The sequence below is a fragment of the Enterobacter sp. ODB01 genome (assembly GCF_001623605.1).
GTDB lineage: Bacteria > Pseudomonadota > Gammaproteobacteria > Enterobacterales > Enterobacteriaceae > Enterobacter > Enterobacter kobei.
On sequence record NZ_CP015227.1, the window covers coordinates 2332597 to 2355353 of the forward strand.

General features: G+C 55.2%; 24 protein-coding genes. 16 read left to right on the plus strand and 8 right to left on the minus strand.

The window, feature by feature from the left end:
• The first annotated feature begins 50 nt into the window (after positions 1 to 50).
• From nfsA to A4308_RS11170, 11 genes are all read left to right on the plus strand, one after another.
• Positions 51 to 773: a nitroreductase NfsA gene (gene nfsA / locus A4308_RS11115; protein WP_014883150.1), complete on the plus strand. Its 723-nt coding sequence runs from the start codon at positions 51 to 53 to the stop codon at positions 771 to 773.
• 51 nt (positions 774 to 824) lie between these two features.
• On the plus strand, positions 825 to 1727 hold the full coding sequence (gene rimK, locus A4308_RS11120) for a 30S ribosomal protein S6--L-glutamate ligase (protein ID WP_045281082.1): 903 nt from the start codon (positions 825 to 827) through the stop codon (positions 1725 to 1727).
• Positions 1728 to 1790: 63 nt separating this feature from the next.
• Positions 1791 to 2267: a YbjN domain-containing protein gene (locus A4308_RS11125; protein ID WP_032637108.1), complete on the plus strand. Its 477-nt coding sequence runs from the start codon at positions 1791 to 1793 to the stop codon at positions 2265 to 2267.
• Between the two features lie 351 nt (positions 2268 to 2618).
• Positions 2619 to 3731, plus strand: a complete 1113-nt coding sequence (potF, locus tag A4308_RS11130; protein ID WP_014883152.1) for a spermidine/putrescine ABC transporter substrate-binding protein PotF — start codon at positions 2619 to 2621, stop codon at positions 3729 to 3731.
• Positions 3732 to 3829: 98 nt separating this feature from the next.
• On the plus strand, positions 3830 to 4963 hold the full coding sequence (gene potG, locus A4308_RS11135) for a putrescine ABC transporter ATP-binding subunit PotG (protein ID WP_023336982.1): 1134 nt from the start codon (positions 3830 to 3832) through the stop codon (positions 4961 to 4963).
• A gap of 10 nt (positions 4964 to 4973) precedes the next feature.
• Positions 4974 to 5909 (plus strand): putrescine ABC transporter permease PotH, encoded by a 936-nt coding sequence (gene potH / locus A4308_RS11140; RefSeq protein ID WP_014883154.1) that lies wholly within the window; start codon positions 4974 to 4976, stop codon positions 5907 to 5909.
• Positions 5906 to 6751: a putrescine ABC transporter permease PotI gene (gene potI / locus A4308_RS11145; RefSeq protein WP_014883155.1), complete on the plus strand. Its 846-nt coding sequence runs from the start codon at positions 5906 to 5908 to the stop codon at positions 6749 to 6751. The genes potH and potI overlap by 4 nt, the downstream gene beginning before the upstream one ends.
• Positions 6752 to 6771: 20 nt before the next feature.
• The gene (locus A4308_RS11150; protein ID WP_045134203.1) at positions 6772 to 7290 is read left to right on the plus strand and encodes a YbjO family protein; all 519 of its coding nucleotides are present in this window, start codon (positions 6772 to 6774) and stop codon (positions 7288 to 7290) included.
• Between the two features lie 40 nt (positions 7291 to 7330).
• Complete coding sequence (rlmC, locus tag A4308_RS11155; RefSeq protein WP_045281081.1) at positions 7331 to 8461, plus strand: 23S rRNA (uracil(747)-C(5))-methyltransferase RlmC; 1131 nt, start codon at positions 7331 to 7333, stop codon at positions 8459 to 8461.
• Between the two features lie 174 nt (positions 8462 to 8635).
• Entirely contained in the window at positions 8636 to 9343 is a 708-nt protein-coding gene (locus A4308_RS11165) for a response regulator transcription factor (RefSeq protein WP_014883158.1), read from the plus strand.
• Positions 9327 to 10796 carry a sensor histidine kinase gene (locus A4308_RS11170; RefSeq protein ID WP_045281115.1) on the plus strand — a complete coding sequence of 490 codons (1470 nt, stop codon included), beginning with the start codon at positions 9327 to 9329 and terminating at the stop codon, positions 10794 to 10796. The genes A4308_RS11165 and A4308_RS11170 overlap by 17 nt, the downstream gene beginning before the upstream one ends.
• An 87-nt stretch (positions 10797 to 10883) precedes the next feature.
• Here A4308_RS11170 and artJ read toward each other — a convergent pair whose 3' ends face one another.
• The 6 genes from artJ to A4308_RS11200 all read right to left on the minus strand — a co-directional run bounded on the left by artJ (position 10884) and on the right by A4308_RS11200 (position 15426).
• A complete protein-coding gene (gene artJ, locus A4308_RS11175) occupies positions 10884 to 11615 on the minus strand; it encodes an arginine ABC transporter substrate-binding protein ArtJ (protein ID WP_045281080.1) in 732 nt (243 codons plus the stop codon).
• A gap of 195 nt (positions 11616 to 11810) precedes the next feature.
• Positions 11811 to 12479 carry an arginine ABC transporter permease ArtM gene (artM, locus tag A4308_RS11180; RefSeq protein ID WP_014883161.1) on the minus strand — a complete coding sequence of 223 codons (669 nt, stop codon included), beginning with the start codon at positions 12477 to 12479 and terminating at the stop codon, positions 11811 to 11813.
• The gene (gene artQ / locus A4308_RS11185) at positions 12479 to 13195 is read right to left on the minus strand and encodes an arginine ABC transporter permease ArtQ (RefSeq protein ID WP_014883162.1); all 717 of its coding nucleotides are present in this window, start codon (positions 13193 to 13195) and stop codon (positions 12479 to 12481) included. The genes artM and artQ overlap by 1 nt, the downstream gene beginning before the upstream one ends.
• A 6-nt stretch (positions 13196 to 13201) precedes the next feature.
• Positions 13202 to 13933, minus strand: a complete 732-nt coding sequence (artI, locus tag A4308_RS11190; protein WP_008500032.1) for an arginine ABC transporter substrate-binding protein ArtI — start codon at positions 13931 to 13933, stop codon at positions 13202 to 13204.
• Between the two features lie 19 nt (positions 13934 to 13952).
• On the minus strand, positions 13953 to 14681 hold the full coding sequence (artP, locus tag A4308_RS11195; RefSeq protein WP_008500030.1) for an arginine ABC transporter ATP-binding protein ArtP: 729 nt from the start codon (positions 14679 to 14681) through the stop codon (positions 13953 to 13955).
• Between the two features lie 226 nt (positions 14682 to 14907).
• The gene (locus A4308_RS11200) at positions 14908 to 15426 is read right to left on the minus strand and encodes a lipoprotein (protein ID WP_014883164.1); all 519 of its coding nucleotides are present in this window, start codon (positions 15424 to 15426) and stop codon (positions 14908 to 14910) included.
• A 97-nt stretch (positions 15427 to 15523) separates the two neighbouring features.
• Here A4308_RS11200 and A4308_RS11205 point away from each other — a divergent pair, with 97 nt between their 5' ends.
• From A4308_RS11205 to A4308_RS11215, 3 genes are all read left to right on the plus strand, one after another.
• The gene (locus A4308_RS11205) at positions 15524 to 15847 is read left to right on the plus strand and encodes a heavy metal-binding domain-containing protein (protein ID WP_023332507.1); all 324 of its coding nucleotides are present in this window, start codon (positions 15524 to 15526) and stop codon (positions 15845 to 15847) included.
• On the plus strand, positions 15844 to 16674 hold the full coding sequence (locus tag A4308_RS11210; RefSeq protein ID WP_045281078.1) for an N-acetylmuramoyl-L-alanine amidase: 831 nt from the start codon (positions 15844 to 15846) through the stop codon (positions 16672 to 16674). Before A4308_RS11205 ends, A4308_RS11210 begins: the two co-directional genes overlap by 4 nt.
• A 270-nt stretch (positions 16675 to 16944) precedes the next feature.
• The gene (locus tag A4308_RS11215) at positions 16945 to 17568 is read left to right on the plus strand and encodes a helix-turn-helix domain-containing protein (RefSeq protein WP_014883167.1); all 624 of its coding nucleotides are present in this window, start codon (positions 16945 to 16947) and stop codon (positions 17566 to 17568) included.
• On the opposite strand, the gene A4308_RS11220 is transcribed toward A4308_RS11215, so the two are convergent.
• The gene (locus A4308_RS11220; RefSeq protein WP_014883168.1) at positions 17569 to 18207 is read right to left on the minus strand and encodes a hypothetical protein; all 639 of its coding nucleotides are present in this window, start codon (positions 18205 to 18207) and stop codon (positions 17569 to 17571) included.
• Positions 18207 to 19772 (minus strand): ExeA family protein, encoded by a 1566-nt coding sequence (locus A4308_RS11225; RefSeq protein ID WP_045281077.1) that lies wholly within the window; start codon positions 19770 to 19772, stop codon positions 18207 to 18209. Before A4308_RS11225 ends, A4308_RS11220 begins: the two co-directional genes overlap by 1 nt.
• A 300-nt stretch (positions 19773 to 20072) precedes the next feature.
• Here A4308_RS11225 and gspC point away from each other — a divergent pair, with 300 nt between their 5' ends.
• Both gspC and gspD read left to right on the plus strand, forming a co-directional pair.
• Complete coding sequence (gspC, locus tag A4308_RS11230; RefSeq protein WP_045281076.1) at positions 20073 to 20804, plus strand: type II secretion system protein GspC; 732 nt, start codon at positions 20073 to 20075, stop codon at positions 20802 to 20804.
• A gap of 13 nt (positions 20805 to 20817) precedes the next feature.
• Positions 20818 to 22749 carry a type II secretion system secretin GspD gene (gspD, locus tag A4308_RS11235; RefSeq protein WP_014883171.1) on the plus strand — a complete coding sequence of 644 codons (1932 nt, stop codon included), beginning with the start codon at positions 20818 to 20820 and terminating at the stop codon, positions 22747 to 22749.
• The last annotated feature ends 8 nt before the right edge of the window (positions 22750 to 22757 follow it).

Below are 22757 nucleotides of genomic sequence, written 5' to 3' on the forward strand. Positions count from 1 at the left end.
CATTGCCTATACTGGCTGCCATACGTTTTAAGCAAGCAAAGAGAGAGAAGATGACACCCACGATTGACCTGCTCCTTTCCCACCGTTCCATTCGCCACTTCACCGATGAGCCGATCACCGAGGCGCAGCGTACCGCCATTATTAACAGCGCAAGGGCGACCTCCAGCTCCAGTTTCCTGCAGTGCAGCTCCATTATTCGCATTACCGACCCGGCGATGCGTGAACAGCTGGTGACGCTGACCGGCGGGCAGAAGCATGTGGCCCAGGCCGCCGAGTTCTGGGTATTTTGTGCCGACTTTAACCGCCATCTGCAGATTTGCCCTGAAGCGCAACTGGGGCTCGCCGAACAGCTGCTGCTGGGCGTCGTGGATACCGCGCTGATGGCGCAAAACGCCTTTACGGCGGCGGAATCGTTGGGACTAGGCGGGGTCTATATCGGCGGGTTGCGTAACAACATTGAAAGCGTCACCGAACTGCTGAAGCTGCCAAAACATGTACTGCCGCTGTTTGGCCTCTGCCTCGGCTGGCCGGCGGATAATCCGGACCTGAAACCGCGTATTCCTGCGGCAATGCTGGTGCACGAGAACCACTACCAGCCGGTCGATCGTGACGTCCTGAATCACTATGATGAAGAGCTGGCGAATTACTATCTGACGCGTGACAGCAATAACCGCCGCGATACCTGGAGCGACCACATTCGCCGCACCATCATTAAAGAAAATCGCCCGTTTATTCTCGATTATCTGCATAAACAGGGCTGGGCGACGCGATAGTCCATTCTGTATGATATGAAGGCTTTTTCCATGTCTTCAGAGAGGTGCAGGGTGAAAATTGCCATATTGTCCCGGGATGGAACGCTCTATTCATGTAAACGCCTGCGAGAAGCGGCGGCAAAACGCGGACATCAGGTTGAGATCCTTGACCCGATGTCCTGCTATATGAACATCGACCCCGCCGCTTCATCTATACACTACAAAGGCCGCAAGCTGCCGCATTTTGATGCGGTGATCCCGCGTATCGGCTCCCAGATCACCTATTACGGCACCGCCGCGCTGCGCCAGTTTGAGATGCTGGGCAGCTATCCGCTCAATGAATCCGTGGCCATTTCCCGCGCCCGCGACAAGTTGCGCTCGTTGCAGCTGCTCGCCCGTCAGGGGATCGATCTCCCCGTTACCGGAATAGCCCATTCGCCGGACGACACCAGCGATCTGATCGACATGGTGGGCGGCGCGCCTTTAGTGATCAAGCTGGTAGAAGGCACGCAGGGTATCGGCGTGGTGCTGGCGGAGACGCGGCAGGCTGCAGAAAGTGTGATCGACGCCTTTCGGGGACTGAATGCGCACATTCTGGTGCAGGAGTATATCGAAGAGGCGAAAGGGCGTGATATTCGCTGTTTCGTGGTCGGAAATGAAGTGGTGGCGGCCATTGAGCGTCAGGCCAAAGAGGGCGATTTCCGCTCTAACCTTCACCGCGGCGGCATAGCGAGAGTGGCTGATATTAGCGATCGCGAGCGGGACATTGCCGTAAAAGCCGCTCAAACGTTGGGGCTGGACGTGGCGGGCGTTGACCTCCTGCGGGCGACGCGCGGGCCGCTGGTCATGGAGGTGAATGCCTCACCGGGGCTGGAAGGCGTGGAAAAAACCACGGGGGTCGATATTGCAGGTAAAATGATCACATGGATTGAGCGTCATGCCACGCCGGGCTACTGTCTGAAAACGGGCGGTTAAATGGCATTGAACGCACTTTTTGCGTAATCTATGCGAAGTTTTTATTAGAGAGGCTGCACCGCGATGGATTTACAGGTCGTACCAACACTGGATACGTTACGTCAATGGCTCGATGATGCCGGTATTACGTTCTTTGAATGTGATTCCTGCCAGGCGCTGCATCTGCCTCATATGCAAAATTTCGACGGTATTTTTGATGCCAAAATCGATCTGATTAACGACGTGATCCTTTTCTCCGCGCTGGCCGAAGTGAAGCCGTCTGCGCTACTGGCGCTGGCCTCCGACCTGTCGGCCATCAATGCCAGTTCTTTGACGGTGAAAGCATTTCTCGATATACAGGATGATAATCTGCCAAAACTGGTCGTTTGCCAGTCTTTATTCTCCGGGGCAGGGCTCTCCTTCAAGCAGTTCGCCTGGTTTATGCGCTTGAGTGAAGAGCAAATTTCCATGGTCATGATGGAAGCCAATGCACACCATCTGCTGTATAGCACGGAAGATGATGCAGAGAATAATGATGCATCTCCCAATTTTCTTCACTAAAGCTGTCTGACTTTTGCGCAGTCGCTGCCATGGCGGCTGCATAAGGCCATTTTTTCTGCTGCTTTTAACCTTTCTTTAAAGAATTTTTCACCTCCACAAAGGCCGTTTCGGCTTATCACGTAGACTAAACCTGCATAAAAAATTGATAAAAGGCGTTTTTTCGTCTGGGCTATAGCCGGAGACACGGGCTACAGTTATTCTTGCGATGCTTCAAAAAGCGAGCGGATCCTGCCGGGTAAAGAGGTTTCTTTTTATTTTGAGCAGAGCGACAAACTATGCATGATTTTTGCATATATCCAGATTGCACAGTTTTAGTTCGTTTGTTAACGAGCTTTCAGAAGGAATAACACTATGATCGCCTTGAATAAAAAATGGTTATCGGGTCTGGTTGCGGGTGCTCTGATGGCCGTCTCTGCCGGCACGCTCGCTGCGGAACAAAAAACGCTGCACGTTTATAACTGGTCTGACTATATTGCGCCGGACACCGTGGCCAATTTTGAGAAAGAGACCGGCATTAAAGTGGTCTACGACGTTTTCGATTCCAACGAAGTGCTGGAAGGAAAACTGATGGCAGGCAGCACCGGGTTTGACCTGGTCGTGCCTTCCGCGAGCTTCCTGGAGCGTCAGCTGACGGCGGGTGTCTTCCAGCCACTGGACAAGAGTAAATTACCGAACTGGAAAAACCTCGATCCAGAAGTGCTGAAGCTGGTGGCTAAGCATGACCCGGATAACAAATACGCCATGCCTTACCTGTGGGCGACCACCGGTATCGGCTACAACGTGGATAAAGTCAAAGCGGCGCTGGGCCCGGACGTCAAGCTGGACAGCTGGGACGTGGTGCTGAAGCCGGAAAACCTTGAGAAGCTGAAAAGCTGTGGCGTCTCTTTCCTGGACGCGCCAGAAGAGATTTTTGCCACCGTGCTGAACTACCTGGGCAAAGATCCGAACAGCAACAAGGCGGATGACTACACCGGTCCGGCGACCGATCTGCTGCTGAAGCTGCGTCCAAACATTCGCTATTTCCACTCTTCCCAGTACATCAACGACCTGGCGAACGGTGACATCTGCGTTGCGATTGGCTGGGCAGGGGACGTGTGGCAGGCGGCGAACCGAGCGAAAGAGGCGAAAAACGGCGTGAATGTGTCCTACTTCATCCCGAAAGAGGGGGCGCTGGCCTTCTTCGACGTCTTCGCGATGCCAGCTGATGCGAAAAACAAAGACGAAGCGTATCAGTTCCTTAACTACCTGATGCGTCCGGACGTGATCGCCCACATCAGTGACCACGTTTATTATGCCAACGGTAACAAGGCTTCCGTGCCGCTGGTGAGTGAAGCGATCCGCAGTAATCCGGCAATTTATCCGCCAGCGGACGTGTTCGCCAAGCTCTTCACCCTGAAAGTACAGGATCCAAAAATTGATCGCGTACGTACCCGTGCGTGGACCAAGGTGAAAAGCGGTAAGTAACCCTTTGTCACAGGCCGGGCAAGCGAAGCGCACCCGGCAACAGGCGCACCGTTCTGGTGCGCCTGCACCATGATTTGATTTCTGCCGGAGAGCACCCCGTGAATGACGCGATCCCCCGCCCGCAGGCGAAAGTCCGTAAAGCGCTGACCCCGCTTCTTGAAATTCGTAACCTCACCAAATCTTTCGATGGCCAGCATGCCGTGGACGACGTCAGCCTGACTATCTATAAAGGTGAAATATTCGCGCTACTGGGCGCATCGGGCTGTGGCAAATCAACCCTGCTGCGTATGTTAGCCGGTTTTGAACAACCCACGGCCGGGCAAATCATGCTTGATGGCGTGGATCTCTCCAGCGTGCCGCCGTACCAGCGCCCGATTAACATGATGTTCCAGTCCTACGCGCTGTTCCCGCACATGACGGTGGAGCAGAACATCGCCTTTGGCCTGAAGCAGGATAAATTGCCGAAAGCCGAAATCACCGCGCGCGTGGCCGAGATGCTGAGTCTGGTCCACATGCAGGAGTTCGCGAAGCGTAAACCGCACCAGCTTTCAGGCGGCCAGCGCCAGCGCGTGGCGCTCGCCAGAAGCCTGGCAAAACGCCCGAAACTGCTGCTGCTCGACGAGCCGATGGGGGCCCTGGATAAAAAACTGCGTGACCGTATGCAGCTGGAAGTGGTGGATATTCTTGAGCGCGTCGGCGTGACCTGCGTGATGGTTACCCACGATCAGGAAGAAGCCATGACCATGGCCGGACGTATTGCGATCATGAACCGCGGGAAGTTTGTGCAAATTGGCGAGCCGGAGGAGATTTATGAGCATCCAACCACCCGCTACAGCGCCGAGTTCATCGGTTCGGTCAACGTCTTCGAAGGGCTACTGAAAGAGCGTCAGGAGGATGGCCTGGTCATTGAATCGCCGGGTCTGCAGCATCCGCTCAAGGTCGATCCTGACAGCGCCGTGGTGGACAACGTGCCGGTCTACGTCGCGCTGCGTCCGGAGAAGATCATGCTCTGTGACGATCCGCCAGCTGATGGCTATAACTTCGCCGTGGGTGAAGTGGTGCACATTGCTTATCTGGGCGATTTGTCTATCTATCACGTGCGTCTGAAAAGCGGTCAGATGCTGAGCGCCCAGCTGCAAAACGAACATCGCTACCGCAAAGGTCAGCCGACCTGGGGCGACGAAGTGCGCCTGTGCTGGGATGCTGACAGTTGTGTCGTGCTGACGGTATAAGGAGCGGCCAATGAGTACACTTGAACCTCCAGCCCGCGCAGCCAGCTGGCTGACGCGCCTTAAGATGAAGCACGGCCGCAAGCTGGTGATTGCCATGCCTTACGTGTGGCTGATCCTGCTGTTCCTGCTGCCATTCCTGATCGTTTTCAAGATCAGCCTGGCGGAGATGGCGCGGGCGATCCCGCCGTATACCGACCTGTGGGAGTGGGCAGACGGGCAGCTGACGCTGACCTTAAACCTCGGTAACTACCTGCAGCTCACCGAGGACCCGCTCTATATTGAAGCCTATCTGCAGTCGCTGCAGGTGGCGGCGATCTCGACGCTCTGCTGTCTGGTGATGGGCTATCCGCTGGCGTGGGCCGTGGCGCACAGTAAACCCTCGACGCGTAATATCCTGCTGCTGCTGGTGATTTTGCCGTCGTGGACCTCATTCCTGATCCGCGTTTACGCCTGGATGGGGATCCTGAAAAACAACGGCGTGTTGAATAACGTCCTGATGTGGCTTGGGGTTATCGATCAGCCGCTGACGATCCTGCACACCAACCTCGCGGTCTATATTGGCATTGTGTATGCCTATCTGCCGTTTATGGTTCTGCCGATCTATACGGCGCTGACACGGATAGATTACTCGCTGGTGGAAGCCTCGCTTGACCTCGGTGCGCGTCCGCTGAAAACCTTCTTCAGCGTCATTGTCCCGTTGACCAAAGGCGGGATTATCGCCGGGTCGATGCTGGTCTTTATTCCGGCGGTAGGGGAGTTTGTGATCCCGGAGCTGCTCGGCGGGCCGGACAGCATCATGATTGGCCGCGTGCTGTGGCAGGAGTTCTTCAATAACCGCGACTGGCCGGTGGCGTCTGCGGTGGCGATTATCATGCTGCTGCTGTTGATCGTGCCGATCATGTGGTTCCACAAACATCAGCAGAAACAGATGGGAGACCACGGATGAATAACTTACCGGTAGTGCGCTCCCCGTGGCGAATTGCGATCCTGGCGATCGGCTTTACCTTCCTGTATGCGCCGATGCTGATGCTGGTGATCTACTCGTTCAACAGTTCCAAACTGGTGACGGTCTGGGCGGGCTGGTCGACGCGCTGGTACAGTGAGCTGTTCCACGACGATGCAATGATGAGCGCGGTAGGGCTGAGCCTGACCATCGCCGCACTGGCGGCAACGATGGCCTCTGTTCTGGGCACCATCGCCGCGCTGGTAATGGTGCGTTTCGGCCGTTTTCGCGGTTCGAACGGCTTCGCCTTTATGATCACCGCGCCGTTGGTCATGCCGGACGTGATTACCGGCCTTGCGCTGCTGCTGCTGTTCGTGGCGCTGGCGCATGCCATTGGCTGGCCGGCGGATCGCGGCATGCTCACCATCTGGCTGGCGCACGTCACGTTCTGTACCGCCTATGTCGCCGTGGTGATCTCCTCGCGTCTACGCGAGCTGGATCGCTCGATAGAAGAGGCGGCGATGGATCTCGGCGCGACCCCGCTGAAGGTCTTTTTCATCATTACCCTGCCGATGATCATGCCGGCGGTGATTTCCGGCTGGCTACTGGCATTTACCCTGTCACTCGACGATCTGGTGATCGCCAGCTTTGTCTCCGGTCCGGGGGCGACAACGTTGCCGATGCTGGTCTTCTCCAGCGTGCGCATGGGGGTTAACCCGGAGATCAACGCCCTGGCCTCTATCATCCTTGGCGTGGTCGGAATTGTCGGATTTATCGCCTGGTATTTGATGGCGCGCGCGGAAAAACAGCGCGTGCGTGATATCCAGCGTGCAAGACGCGGCTGAAGCATTTAAAATTTCCAGTGATGTGCCGCGTATCACGCGGCACTGTTTTTCAGGGAAGTAAAACATTGGGATTATTAAAAAAATCACGGCTTACGCACGCTCGTCCTAACGTTCCTGCGCTGGTACAGGTGGCGGCGCTCGCCATTATTATGATCCGCTGCCTGGACGTGCTGATGATTCTGAATACCCTGGGCGTGCGCGGTATCGGTGAATTCATTCACCGCAGCGTGCAGACGTGGAATCTGACGCTGGTTTTTCTGAGCAGCCTGGTGCTGGTGTTCATTGAGATCTACTGTGCGTTTTCGCTGGTCAAAGGTCGCAACTGGGCGCGCTGGGTCTATCTGCTGACGCAGGTGACCGCCGCCAGCTACCTGTGGGCCGCCTCGCTGGGGTATGGCTATCCCGAACTGTTCAGCATTGCGGGCGGATCAAAACGCGAGATTTTGCACGCGCTGTTTTTGCAAAAACTGCCGGATATGCTGGTGCTGTTCTTCCTGTTCGTGCCTGCGTCCAGTCGACGGTTCTTCCAGTTGCAATAATGTGTATAATCGCAGCCCCCGTTATTCTTAAGGTTTTCATATGCAGTGCGCACTCTATGACGCCGGACGCTGCCGCTCCTGTCAGTGGATAGAACAGCCGGTCTCTCAACAACTCACCGCCAAAATGGCCGACCTGCAACAGCTGCTGGCTGAACACGCGGTGGGGGAGTGGTGCGCACCCGTCAGCGGACCGGAGCAGGGCTTTCGCAACAAAGCCAAAATGGTGGTCAGCGGCAGCGTCGAAAAACCGCTGCTGGGGATGCTGCACCGCGACGGCACGCCGGAAGATTTAACCGACTGCCCGCTGTATCCCGCGTCGTTTGAACCCGTCTTTGCCGTACTCAAACCGTTTATTGCGCGGGCAGGGTTAACGCCCTACCACGTCGCCCGCAAGCGCGGCGAACTGAAATATCTCCTGCTGACGGAAAGCCAGCTAGACGGCGGCATGATGCTGCGTTTCGTGCTGCGCTCGGAAGCGAAGCTGGCGCAGCTTCGTGCGGCGCTGCCGTGGCTGCAGGCGCAACTGCCGCAGCTTAAGGTCATTACGGCAAACATACAGCCGGTGCACATGGCGATTATGGAAGGGGAGAAAGAGATCTTCTTCACCGAACAGCCTGCGCTGGCCGAAAATTTCAACGGCGTACCGCTGTGGATCCGCCCGCAAAGCTTCTTCCAGACCAACCCGACCGTGGCGAGTGCGTTGTATGCCACCGCCCGTGACTGGGTTCGGGCGTTAAACATTCATCACATGTGGGATCTGTTCTGCGGCGTGGGAGGTTTCGGCCTGCACTGCGCCACGCCTGAAATGCAGCTGACCGGGATTGAGATCTCGGCCGAAGCGATTGCCTGCGCGAAACAGTCCGCCGCCGGGCTGGGGTTAACGAATCTCCACTTCCAGGCGCTTGACTCTACCCAGTTCGCCACCGGCCAGGGCAATGTGCCGGAACTGGTGCTGGTCAACCCGCCGCGACGGGGCATCGGAAACGCACTCTGCGATTACCTGAGCCAGATGGCACCGGATTACATCGTCTACTCCAGCTGCAATGCGCAGACCATGGCGAAAGATATCGCCAGCCTGCCGGGCTACCGCATTGAACGCGTTCAGCTTTTCGATATGTTCCCGCATACCGCGCATTACGAAGTGTTGACGTTGTTGGTGAAAACGCGCTAATCCTAAACATCGCCCGGTGGCGCTGCGCTTACCGGGCCTACAATCTGGAGTAGGCCGGGTAAGGCGTAGCCGCCACCCGGCATGAACCCCGCACAATGTTCAACAAAATGTGAACTCTTCCCCCGCTCGAAATCAGGTAAGCTTACGTCATAAGAAATGATTGAAGGCTGACCCATGAAGCACATCCTGCTTGTGGAAGACGACCACGATATCGCGGCGCTTCTGCGACTCAATTTAGAAGACGAAGGCTACGCCATCACCCACGAGCCCGACGGGGGCAGCGCCCTGCAGCGCCTGGAAAAACAGCCGTGGGATGCGGTGATCCTCGACCTGATGCTCCCGAACGTAGACGGGCTTGAGATTTGCCGACGCATCCGTCAGATGACGCGCTACCTGCCGGTCATCATCATCAGCGCCCGCAGCAGCGAAACCGACCGCATTACCGGGCTGGAAACTGGTGCCGATGACTATCTGGCTAAGCCGTTTTCGGTGCAGGAGCTGATTGCCCGCATCAAAGCGCTGTTCCGCCGTCAGCAGGCGATGGGGCAGGCACAAACGGACGGGCAAATTCAGGCGCACGGTTTGACGATCGATCCGCTGGCGCGCAGCGTCCTGCTCCACGGACAGGTGGTGGATCTCACCCCGCGCGAATTCGAACTGCTTTACTTCTTTGCCCGCCACCCTGGCGAGGTGTTTTCCCGTCTGGCGCTGCTGGAGCAGGTCTGGGGTTATCAGCACGAAGGCTATGAGCATACCGTCAACACCCATATCAACCGCCTGCGCATCAAGATTGAGAAGGACGCTGCCGAGCCGGAAATCGTTCGCACCGTCTGGGGTAAGGGATACAAATTTGCGGAGCCAACGCCTGATGCGTCGCTTTAGCCTCAGCCAGCGCCTGACGCTGCTGTTCATTCTGCTGATGATGCTCTGCGCCACCGTCGCCTGCGCGGTACAGCTCTACACCAGTACGCAATACGGCAACGCGATGGTGCAGCGGTTGTCGGGCGGACTGGCGCAGCAGATCGTCCAGCGGGAACCGATTCTCGACGCGCAGGGCAGGGTTGACCGCAGTTCGCTGAAACCGCTCTTTGACCGTCTGATGACCTTTAATCCGAGCGTGGAGCTCTATGTTGTCTCACCCGACGGCGATATCCTGGCCGATGCCGCCCCGCCGGGGCATATTCAGCGGCAAAAAATCGATCTGGCACCGGTTCAGACCTTCCTGAGCGGCACCGCCATCCCGGTACTGGGCGACGATCCGCGCAGCCAGAACAAAAAAGTCTTCAGCGCCACGCCGCTGCGTCAGGACGGCGAGCTTAAGGGCTACCTGTACATTATTTTGCAGGGCGAGGAGTCGAATGCGCTGGCGGACATGGCCTGGCATAAGGCGCTGTGGAGCACGGTGCTCTGGTCATTGCTGTGGGTTGCACTGTTCGGCCTGCTGGCGGGATTACTGGTCTGGTACTGGGTGACGCGTCCGGTTAAACGCCTGACGGAAGAGGTCACCGGGCTTGAGCAGGACAGCATTAGCGCAATCAGGCTGCTGGCAGCAGAGCCGCCGGACGTCGCGGCCAATGACGAAGTGGCACGCCTGCGCAACAGTTTTATCGAGCTGGCGCGCAAAATCACCCGCCAGTGGGATCAACTGGCCGACAGCGATCGCCAGCGCCGGGAGTTTATCGCCAATATTTCGCACGATCTCCGCACGCCGCTGACCTCTCTGCTGGGTTATCTGGAAACGCTGTCGCTGAAATCCACCACGCTGACGCCTCAGGAGCACCAGCAATATCTCGCCACCGCCCTGCGTCAGGGGCAAAAGGTACGCCATCTTTCCCAGCAGTTGTTTGAGCTGGCGCGTCTTGAGCACGGCGGTATTAAACCGCAGCGCGAGCGTTTCGCGATGGCGGAGCTGATTTCCGACGTGGCGCAGAAGTTTGAGCTCACTGCCCGCACGCGAGAGGTCAATCTGCATATTGACGTGCCTGGGCCGTTGCCGCTGGTCAATGCCGATGTATCAATGATCGAGCGCGTGGTGACCAATTTGCTGGATAACGCAATGCGTCATACGCCGACCGGCGGGGAAATTCGTCTGGCGGTCTGGCAGGAGAATGAACAGCTTCAGGTCGAAGTGGCTGACAGCGGTACGGGCGTGGATGCGTCGCTGCGCGACGATCTGTTCCAGCGGCCTTCAGCGTTGAACACTCAGGCCTCGCGGGAGAACCGCGGCGGGTTAGGGCTGTTAATCGTCAAACGGATGCTGGAGCTGCACGGCGGTGGAATACGGCTCATGGAGTCGGTGAGTGGGGCACGATTCAGGTTCTTTGTGCCGTTGTGAGAATTGCCGGGTGGCGCTGCGCTTATCCGGCCTACAAAACCCCCCTCGTAGGCCGGGTAAGGCGAAGCCGTCACCCGGCAAAACACCTTACTGCGGGAACCACTGCTCGCTGATTTTCTGGTACGTACCGTCAGCTTTAATCGCTTTCAGTGCGCCGTTCAGTTTTGCAAGCAAAGCTTTGTTATCCGGACGTACCGCGATGCCGAGGCCGGTACCGAAGTACTGTGGATCGGTCACTTTCTCGGTCGCCGTGCCTAGCTGCGGGTTGGTTTTCAGCCACTCGTTGACCACGGCGGTATCGCCGAAGACGCCATCAATACGGCCATTTTTCAGGTCGATAATCGCATTCTGATAGCTGTCATAGGCCACGGTTTTCACTTCAGGATGTTTGTCCTGCAGGTATTTCTGGTGCGTGGTGCCGTTTTCCATCCCGATGCGTTTGCCTTTCAGCTCGTCGAAGGATTTATACGCCCCTTTCTTCGCAATCACTACCGCCGAGTTGGCGTAGTACGGGTCGGTGAACGCTACCTGCTTGCTGCGCTCTGGGGTGATGTCCATTCCGGAGATTACCGCATCGTATTTTTTGAACTTCAGCGACGGGATCAGGCTGTCAAAGGCGTGGTTGGTAAAGGTGCAGTCGGCCTGAATCTGTTTGCACAGCGCTTTCGCCAGGTCGATATCGAAACCGACGATCTGGTTGCTGGCATCCAGCGATTCAAACGGCGGATAGGTGGCGGACACGCCAAAATTGATTTTATCCGCTGCGGATGCGCCTGCGGCGAACGTTGCCAGTAATGCGGCCAGAACTAACTTTTTCATGGTAATGCTCCCGTCTGTCTTATTGATGCGCCGTGTCTGCGGCCTGGATTTACAATGCCAGTTAATGAATTTATATTCAATAAAAATGATTAAATATTATTTTTATGGCAAAAAAAAGCGGATAACCAGAAAGTTACCCGCATTGATTAATCACATTTATGCACTTCTTGCCGGGTGGCGCTGCGCTTACCTGGCCTACGATCTGCGCTCAAACGCTAAAGCTTTACGCTCAATCAGGCGCATCATCAGCGTCAACAGGCCGTTCACGACCAGATACACCACGCCGGCCGCGCCGAATACCATCACGTCATAGGTGCGTCCATACAGCAGCTGTCCGTGGCCCATCACTTCCATCAGGGTGATGGTATAGGCCAGAGAGGTACTCTTGAACACCAGCACCACTTCGTTGGAGTAAGAGGAGAGCGCACGCTTAAAGGCATACGGCAGCAGGATCGCCAGCGTGTCTTTCTTGCTCATGCCGAGCGCCCCACAGGACTGCCATTGCCCTTCCGGGATGGCACGAATCGCGCCGTAGAACAGCTGGGTGGTATAGGCCGCGCTGTTCAGGGAAAGGGCTATCAGGGCGCACAGCCACGGCTCAGAGAGCAGATGCCAGATAACCGGATATTCCTGCAGCGACGGGAACTGTCCCGGGCCGTAGTAAATCAGGAAGATCTGCACCAGCAGCGGCGTACCGGTAAACAGGGTGATGTAGCCGCGCACAATCCATACCAGTACCGGCGTTTTCAGCGTCAGGACGATGGTGAAGATGAGCGCCAGGATCAGCGCCACGATAATGGACGCCACGGTCAGCGTCAGGCTGGTGTGCAGCCCTTTCATGAGCTCCGGGAAATATTCAAGCATCAGCCTGGTCTCCGTTCAAAGCGCGTCGCCCGCAGGTCAATACGCTTGAGGATGTACTGACTGAGCAACGTGATCACCAGGTAGATCGCCGCCGCCACAATGTACCAGGTAAAAGGCTCCTGGGTACGGGTGGCGATGCTTTTGGTTTGCAGCATCAAATCGTTAACGCTGATCAGGCTCACCAGCGCGGTATCTTTCAGCAGCACCAGCCACTGGTTACCAAGGCCCGGCAGGGCATGGCGCCACATCTGCGGCATGACCAGACGGAAGAAGATCGCTGATTTCGACATACCCAACGCCTGACCCGACTCCCACTGCCCCTGCGGCACGGCTTTCAGCGCACCGCGCAGGGTTTGCGACGCGTACGCCGAGTAGAGCAGGGAGAGGGCAATCACGCCGCACAGGAACGGGCTGACGTCGAAGTTTTCAATCTGCATTTGCACCGGGATCTGCGCAAAGCCAAGATTGACAGTGAAGCCATCCGACAGCGTAAGCAGCAGCTGCGAGGAGCCGAAATAGATAAACAGGACCACCAGAATTTCCGGTAGTCCACGCAGCACAGTGACCAGCGCGGAGCCTGTCCAGGCGACGGGGAACCATTTCGCGGACTCCCACACCGCAAAGAACATCGCCAGCACCAGGCCGATAATCAGTGCGCAAACGGCAAGGCCGACGGTCATCCCGGCGGCGCTTGCTAAAGGAAAAATTTCATTCATCAGGAATTACTTCTGGAACCATTTTTTGTAGATGGTTTCGTAGGTGCCGTCTTTCTTCACTTTTTCCAGCGCAGCGTTGAACTTCTGCTGCAGCTCAGTGTTGCCCTGACGAACGGCAATCCCCAGACCGGTACCGAAGTAGTCCTTATCGGTCACTTTGTCGCCTACTGGCGCCAGTTTATCGTTCGCTTTCAGCCACTCGGTCACGACCGCGGTGTCGCCAAAGACGCCGTCAATACGACCATTTTGCAGATCCAGCTTCGCGTTCTGGTAGCTGTCATACGGAACGGTGGTGATTTCCGGATGCTTATCCATGATGAATTTCTGGTGCGTGGTGCCGTTCTGCACGCCCACTTTTTTGCCTTTCAGCTGATCAACAGAGGTGAATTTCCCTTTCTGACCAATGAACAGCGCCGAGTTGTCGTAGTAAGGGGTCGTAAACAGCACCTGCTTTTCACGCTCAGGGGTGATGTCCATACCGGCCATGACGGCATCGATACGGCGGAACTTCAGGCTTGGGATCAGGCTGTCAAACGCCTGGTTGCTGAAAGTGCAGGTCGCATCGATCTCTTTACACAGGGCGTTTGCCAGGTCTACGTCAAAGCCAACAATTTTATTGTTTGCATCAATGGACTCAAACGGAGGGTAAGACGCTTCCGTGGCAAAACGAATGGTCTGGGCTGCGGTAGCGGAAAGGGTAACGCCAGCAAGCAGCACGGCAAGTAATACTTTTTTCATTATATTTCCCCTGACACAATCAATGAGATAAATAGTTTTTGAAGGCATCGGTTTGCGGGTTAGCGAAGCAGCTCGCATCACCTTGCTCAACGATATACCCGTTTTCCATGTAGACCACACGGCTGGCGGTTTTACGCGCCACTTCCACTTCGTGGGTAACGATGACTTGCGTGATATTGGTTTCCGCCAGCTCACGAATAATGCTGACGATCTGAGCGGTGATTTCCGGGTCCAGCGCCGCGGTCGGTTCATCAAACAGCAAAACCGCCGGTTCCATCATCAACGCACGGGCAATCGCCACACGCTGCTGCTGACCACCCGAAAGATGCAGCGGATAACGGTCACTGTAAGGCTTAAGGCGCAGACGCTCCAGCAGCTTTTCGGCACGGGCGATGGCCTGATCCTTACTTAACCCCAGCACGCGGCACGGGGCTTCAATCAGGTTTTGCAGCACCGTCAGATGTGGCCACAGATTGTATTGCTGGAAGACCATGCCGACGTTTTGACGCAGCTCGCGAATCGCTTTATCAGACGGCGTTTTCGCGAAATCAAAATGGTTACCAGCAATCGCCAGCGTACCTGAACGGGGCATTTCAAGCAGATTAAGGACACGCAGAAGGGAGCTTTTACCTGCACCGCTTGGGCCAAGCAAAACCAGCGTTTCGCCTTCCGGGCAGTTCAGCGTGATGTCAAACAGCGCCTGGTGTGCGCCGTAGAAGCAGTTAATGCCGTTTAGTTTAATACTCATCGGGGCAGTCTTTACTCATCCAGGCAATCTATAGCAATTGAGGCCGCAGATAGTACCGTTGACAGAATAGTTATGCAATATTTCTGCGTTAAAAGTTAAATATAACCCGTATTTCCTCTTAAACATAGCACAAAATAGCGAAGGGCAAAGGCGGCGAGTATAAATGTCGGCATTCCGCGAGAAATGCCGGACATTTTACGGGGGTAACATTTTTATAACTGATGGTTTAGCGGTTCTCAATCGACTGGCGCAGCGTGCCTGCCGGGGCATGAACGCTGCCACCAATGTAGCGTACGTCGTCGACAGCCCAGCACTGACCTTCACGGATCATCAGTACCTCATCCTGCCAGGACTGGGTCCCCTGGGTCAGCTTGACGCGCAGCGGAATGTTTCGCGCATCGGTGTTGGGAATGGTAGAAGCGCTGGCCACTTCCGCACTGTCCGGCAGCGTGGTACGGCTGGAGAACGGATCGGATTTAAGCAGGGTATTATGCTGCGGATCGCGGGTGGCGTCGTTGAGCAGTTTTGCCAGACCGTCGCTCAGGTAAGGGCGCAGGCCGGTGAGATCGTTGCTGCGGTGCTGAATGCGGTAATCATAGAACTGCTGCGCCACGGTGTCCGGGCCGCCGTCAATGCAGGGGCCGCTGCGGGTACCAATATCCTTAAAGGCTGGCGTGACCGTGGTGGTACAGGCGCTGAGCACCAGCGCGCAGGGCACCAAAAGTGTTAAAGCAGAGTAGCGCATGTTGATTTCCTTATTTATTAACTATCCTTTCAATCATAGCGTAACGAACCGATAATGCTGTGCCTAAGGCATTGAACGCTAAAGAAGGAGAGAAACTATGCAGTTTTCAACAACGCCAACCCTGGAAGGGCAAACAATAACCGAGTATTGCGGCGTGGTGACCGGGGAAGCAATTCTCGGTGCCAATATCTTCCGCGACTTTTTTGCTGGCATCCGTGACATCGTGGGTGGACGATCCGGTGCCTACGAAAAAGAGCTGCGTAAAGCGCGAGAAATTGCCTTTAAGGAGCTGGGCGAGCAGGCCAAGGCGCTGGGTGCGGATGCGGTAGTCGGCATTGATATCGACTACGAAACGGTCGGGAAAGATGCCAGCATGCTGATGGTGAGCGTCAGTGGAACGGCGGTGAAAACCCGTCGATGAAGCGTTCGCTCTCCACTCTCCTGCTGGCGCTGTTGCTGGCAGGATGTACCTCGGAAAAGGGCATTGTTGATAAAGGCGCGTACGAGCTGGATACCCGCCATCAGGCGCAGGCGGCCTACCCGCGAATAAAGGTGCTGGTGATCCACTACACCGCCGATGATTTTGACACGTCGCTGGCGACCCTAACCGATAAAAACGTCAGCTCTCATTATTTGATCCCCGCAAACCCGCCAGCACCGGACGGCAAGCCGCGTATCTGGCAACTGGTACCTGAGAGCGAACTGGCCTGGCATGCTGGTATCAGCTTCTGGCGCGGTACCAACCGAATTAATGATACGTCTGTGGGCATTGAACTTGAAAATCGTGGCTGGCAAACGTCTGCTGGCGTAAAGCGTTTTACGCCTTTCGAACCCGCGCAGATTGCGGCGCTGGTGCCACTCGCCAAAGACATCATTGCCCGCTACAACATCAGACCTGAGAACGTGGTGGCCCATTCGGACATTGCGCCGCAGCGCAAAGACGATCCCGGGCCGTTGTTCCCGTGGCGACAGCTGGCTCAGCAGGGGATAGGCGCATGGCCCGATCCCGCGCGCGTGGCATTTTATATCAACGGACGACCACGCTTTCAGGCGGTGGATACCGCAGCGTTACTCGATTTGCTTGCGCGCTACGGCTATGACGTGCCGGCCAACAGCACCCCAGCGCAGCAAAAACGTATCATCATGGTATTCCAGATGCACTTCAGGCCTGACCTGTGGAACGGCGTCGCAGATGTCGAAACGATGGCCATTGCTGAAGCGCTTTTAGAGAAATACGGGCAGGGGTAATCCTTCGGATACCCCCGAAAGCGCCAATTACTCCTGATTTACTTGAGATTAATCTTAGGTACAAACTCAATTCATTTTTAGTTAATTGACTTAAAATTATCCGCATTTAAGATAGACACATAGCTTGCTAATTAATGCAGCAAATAAATATATCTCATTCATCTTTTATTTTTCTCCTTGAGCGTATCATCAGGAAAAATATTCTAAGGCCAAGGTTTTTTTTGCTTTGGTCTGCATACTAAAAATTAACATCTTAAATCGGGTATAACAATGTTAAGTATTTACGGTAAAAAGTTACGTCCACAGGACGAAATGAATAGTATTATTTCTGCAACCTCAGGTTTTGAAGAGAAAACCTTAAAGAAATGGCAGAAAATATCCACCTCTGATTCACAATATATTCATATTATCGTCAGCGGCGAAGTTGAATTCCGACGTGAATCCGACGAACTGTGTATGTTCACGGTTACCGGCCAGTGCATTTTTGGTCTCTCTTCGATGTACTACGACGCGACCCATATGTACGGCCTCGTTCGGGCCAATACCGTGGTGCGCTCAATTAAAAAAGAGACCTTCGCACAGCTTATGACGGATAACAATTTGTGGCCTCAACTGACCAAAGTTCTCTCCTGGTATATTTGTATGTTGAGCAAACGTGACGATGTTCTGGTTGCCCGCAGTGCGTATTCAGTCGTACGTGAGTTTTTATACGAGATCAATGACCTGATTGTTCATCAGCAACGCGATATTAACGTTTATGATTATATTCAGGAGTACACCAACCTGGCTCGTAGCACCATCATTAAAATTCTTTCCGATCTGAAAAAAGGTCAATATATTGTTGTGGAAAAGGGAAGACTCCTTAACCTGACAGCCTTGCCTGAAAAATATTAACTACTCCAGCCGGTCTCCTTTCTCACTCAAAGGGGACCGGGCATCCACTTTATGATTCACATCCCTCTGCGAATTATCCTGCGTTTCGTCAACCGGCGGCGCGGGAATTTTGCCTTGCGAATAATCTTGCTCTTGTTCTTTTAACGCCTGCTTAAGTAACTCGCTTATAGAAGCGTCATCACTGCCTGTGCTGGCGGAGGCGGCTTCGTGTGCTTCGGTTCCGGGTAACGTATCCCGGGAAGTATCATGGGGCACGTCACCATCAGGTGCCTGCTGCCAGTCGGCATCACCGCTGTTGATGGGCAGATCCTGCATGGCAGGAACATCCGCCTGCACCGGAGCCGGTTTTGGCTGCGGATGCGGATGGGGATGCGGGAACGGCTTGCTCACATACACATAGTGCATATCTGAAAGCTGCGTTTCCGGTTTCGCGGCGCTTGCTTTGACCGGTTCCGGCGCCGGATGGCGCAGGTTCCAGTAAACATGCGCGTACAGCCCTGCCATGATCATGGCGCACAGAGCCACCATTCCTAAAAAGGCATGGCTAACGATGTTTCTCAGACGGGGGAGGCGGTATGAAAACCAGACCGCCTCGCCGGTGGTGTAACTGCGCTGAGCCGCAAGACAGATGGTAGACATTAGGAATGCTTCTCCTGCGTGTTGGCGTCGGGGGTGGCATGCGTGGTCTGGAGCAGTACGCTCGGCGCGGTATGGGTTTCACGCATCAACTGCATCAACGTATCTTCGCCAGGAATGCCATCCACATGCAGATGCATTTTTTGCTGGAATTCGCGGGTGCGTTTCATCATCTCCGCCGTCCAGGTCTGCGAATGGGTTTCTGGCTGGCCAAGCGCCAGGCTCAACTGCTGGTCAAGCCAGCCCATGTCTTTCGTGTCGCTGGCGGCACTGATAGCGTCTTTACCTTCCGGCGTCAGGCGGTGCAACTGGGTAAAGTTGCCGGTCGCATGCTGGTTAAACCAGCGGCGGCTTACCTGCCAGGTACGGTTATTCATCAGCAGGTCGAGTGACGTATCTCCGACGCGGGCGACCACGGCATAGTTAAGATGATCGCCGGTTTTCAGCTCGCTCACCCACGGATACCCCTCCTGGGCCAGCGCATCGGGTGAAGCATTCCCTTGTTTACACATCAGGTTCACCTTCGCGGCGTTCTGGCACAGGGCATCATCCGCCGAGGCGTCATACCCCCACATCAGGTAGAGCTGGTGCATGGCATCCGGCTGATTAACCATTTCGTTGTCGATGACCGGCACCACCGGTGCCTCAACTTTTGGCGCCTGCTGTTTCCAGCTGACGGGTACCGGGAGTTGAACCGGAAGTTTTCCGGCGATCGACGACGTTAAATACCAGCCGCAGGCGGCGAACAGCACTGAGGCAAAAAGCCCCACGGTTGCCAGGCGCTTACCGTGTTTTTTCGCCGGGAGGATCTCACCTGCCGCCAGCCGTAAATGACGCGGGCTGACCTGGGCTGCACGTTCGGTCCAGGCAGCCAGCATCGACAGATGCGACAGTTCATTCAGTTTGCTGATATTCCCTTTGGTCAGCGCATGCATTTTACGCACGCGTGCCGGGGATAACGGTGCGTTCTCGCACCCGTGTTCTTCACACTGCGCCTGTACATAGCTGAGATATTCCCGGCAGGTAAGGGGACGCAAAGTGTGGCGAGTATGCGCATATTCACGCAGCTCAGATTGCTGCATCAGAACAACGTCCCGATCCGCCGCGCCCGTCAGCACCACCGACAGGCGAAACGCCAGCTCCTGGGCACGGGTGAGTAGCATCGCCAGCACCTCGTGACAGCTCTCTTTCATCGCCTCGCAATGGCTAACGATCAGTATCTTCGCCCGGTTTTTTTCCGCCTGCCACTGGTGCAGTATGGCATCCACCGCCTGAATCCGGTTCTTGTTCTCTTTGGTTCCCGGGCTGAGCTTGTACAGCAGGCTACTGGCACTCAGTTTTGGAAACGCATTAATAGCAAGCACGTCGGGGTGGGCAGATTTGAGGGCGTCACTGAACTGCCCCAGCAGAGGGGCATCGTCGGAAAAGAGCCCGATAATTCCCGCCTGTTGGGTTTTCTCCTTCAGCAGGTTGAAAACATCCTGATGATAAGGCACCAGAAAATCGCCGTTTGAGCGGACGATCTTCCGAAAGGGCGGATTTTTAAAATTAAAGTGCTTCTGATACATAACGACTTACCGTCTCTGATTGGGAATAGCAACAGGACGAGAAAGTAAAGCAACGCCAGGGGGTGGTCAATTTACACACAGGGTAAAAATATCCACTGGACGACGCCTAACATCTGGATTTTATACGGTCAATAGTTTTCTGTATGAAAGTTAGTGGCAAAGTCAGTGGTCGAATTTACAGCAGCTCATTACTATTTCCTCACATGTTAGCGCAGCACGACGCTGCTTATTTTCGCTTTGCTATAGGCCAGATGAAAAATGAGGTTCTCATTTCTGTCACGGTGGATAACCCCCTGTATTATGTTTGCGCTGTTGCTATTTTGCGGCCAACAAGGGTATCTGACGTTTAAAGATTATAAAAAAGTTACAAATAAGTTGGCTAATTCTGATGTGCAGCCGCTGAAAAAACGTCGCGAAGAAAAATTCTTCACGCTTTTCACGGCTGCTGTTCGCCAGGATAACGTCGAGATAGCGGCAAAAGCGCCGCTGGCAGCGGAGATCGAAGGTATCGTGCGCAGTGATGATGCCTGGCTCTCCTTCGCCGTCATTAAAACCCCCGGAGGGGCGAGAAGCTACCGGGAGGGCGAGCCGTTGACCGGTTTTACCGACGCGTTTGTTCAGGAAATTAATAAAGATAATGTGGTGGTTAATTATGAAGGTGCTACGCAGGTACTCGCATTAAATAAGCCGGATTATTTTAAGGGCGGCGTTGACAGCGGCCCGGTGACGAAATCGACGAAGGATGCAGGCGCGGAAAGCGTGCATCTGGATGATTATCTGGTGTTAAAACCTCTGATCGAAAAAGGCCAGCTGGAAGGCTACAACATTAATCCAAGGAACGCCTCCGCCTTCTTCAGCCATTCAGGACTGGAAAAGGGGGATGTGGCGGTAAAAGTAAACTCTGTCGATATGACCGATGAAGCAAAGGCAAAAAATATTATTGCCAACTGGTCGAAAATGAAAGAAGCGGAGGTCGTCGTCAGACGTCACGCTCACCTTGAAAATATTCGGATTAATGTTCTAAACAATTAACAAGTGTACAGCCATGAAGAAATTTCCTTGGGCGTGCGTGGCGCTGACCGCATTGTCGTTATATTCAGGTTCGCTGTTCGCGGCGAACTTTAGCGCGAGCTTTAAAAATACCGATATTCGGGAGTTTATCGATACGGTAGGCCGCAATCTTAATAAAACCATTCTTGTCGATCCGTCCGTTCAGGGCACGGTATCCGTAAGAACCTATAACGTGCTGACGGAAGATGAGTATTACCAGTTCTTCCTGAGCGTGCTGGACCTGTACGGCCTGTCGGTGATCCCGATGGACAACGGCATGGTCAAAGTGGTGCGTTCAAGCGTCGCCCGCACCGCCGGGGCGCCGCTGGCGGACAGCAGCAACCCGGGCAAAGGGGATGAAATCATCACCCGCGTCGTGCGCATGGAAAATGTGCCAGTACGCGAGCTTGCTCCGCTGTTGCGCCAGCTCAACGACGCAACCGGCATCGGTAACGTGGTTCACTTTGAGCCGTCCAACGTACTGCTGTTAACCGGTAAAGCCTCGGTGGTGAACCGCCTGGTGGATCTGGTGCAGCGCGTGGATAAAGACGGTGTTCAGCGCCGTGAAATTGTGCCGCTGCGCTTTGCCTCTGCCAAAGAGCTCTCAGACATGTTGAACAACCTCAACAACGAAGAGCAGAAAGGGCAGAACGCACCGCAGCTGGCCACGAAAGTGGTTGCGGATGACGAGACCAACAGCCTGGTGATCAGCGGCTCGGAAGCGGCGCGCACCCGCACCCGCTCTCTGATTCATGAGCTGGATCGCGAGCAGAACAACGAAGGGAATACCCGCGTGTTCTATCTCAAATACGCCAGCGCCACCAAGGTGGTGCCGGTGCTGACCGGGATTGGCGAACAGCTGAAAGACAAAGCGGGCGCGCCAAAGGCGAAAACCGCCGCCGCGTCCAGCGATCTGAATATTACCGCCGACGAGTCAACCAACTCTCTGGTGATCACCGCGCAGCCTAACGTGATGAACTCCCTGGAGAAGGTGATCGATAAGCTCGATATCCGCCGTCCGCAGGTGCTGGTGGAAGCCATCATTGCGGAAGTACAGGACGGTAACGGCATGGATCTGGGCGTGCAGTGGACCAGCAAGCACGGCGGCGTCCAGTTCGGATCCACCGGCCTGCCAATCGGGCAGGTCAAAAATGGCACGATGAAAGGGTTGTCGTATACCGGTCTGGCAACCGGCTTCTTTAACGGTGATTTTGGTGCGCTGATGACCGCGCTCTCCACCGGGTCCAAGAACGACATTCTTTCTACGCCAAGCGTGGTCACGCTGGATAACAAAGAAGCGTCGTTCAACGTCGGTCAGGATGTGCCGGTACTGTCCGGCTCGCAAACGACCAGTGGCGACAACGTCTTTAACTCCGTTGAGCGTAAGACGGTGGGGACCAAGCTGAAAATCGTGCCGCAGATTAACGACGGCGACATGATTCATCTGAAGATTGAACAGGAAGTCTCCAGCGTTGACGCTAACGCGACTGAAGACGCCAGCCTCGGCCCAACCTTCAACACTCGTACCATCAACAACGAAGTGATGGTACACAGCGGCCAGACCGTGGTGTTGGGCGGTCTGATGGAAAACGTCACCAAAGAGACCGTCTCCAAGGTGCCGCTGCTGGGCGATATTCCGCTGGTGGGCCAGCTGTTCCGCTACACCTCTGAGGATACCTCTAAACGTAACCTGATGGTGTTCATCCACACCACGGTGCTGCGCGACGACGACAACTACAGTGCGGCGTCGAAAGAGAAATATGACCAGATCCGTGCTCGCCAGCAGCAGCGCATGGAGGAGAAAAAGCTGGGCATCGTAACGAACAGCAATAACCCGGTGATGCCAGCATATCCGTCCGCGCCTTCTGCAGACGCGGTGCCGGTGAAAACCAGCGCAGCCGCAACGCGCAACCCGTTTAAACAGTAAGGCGGAGG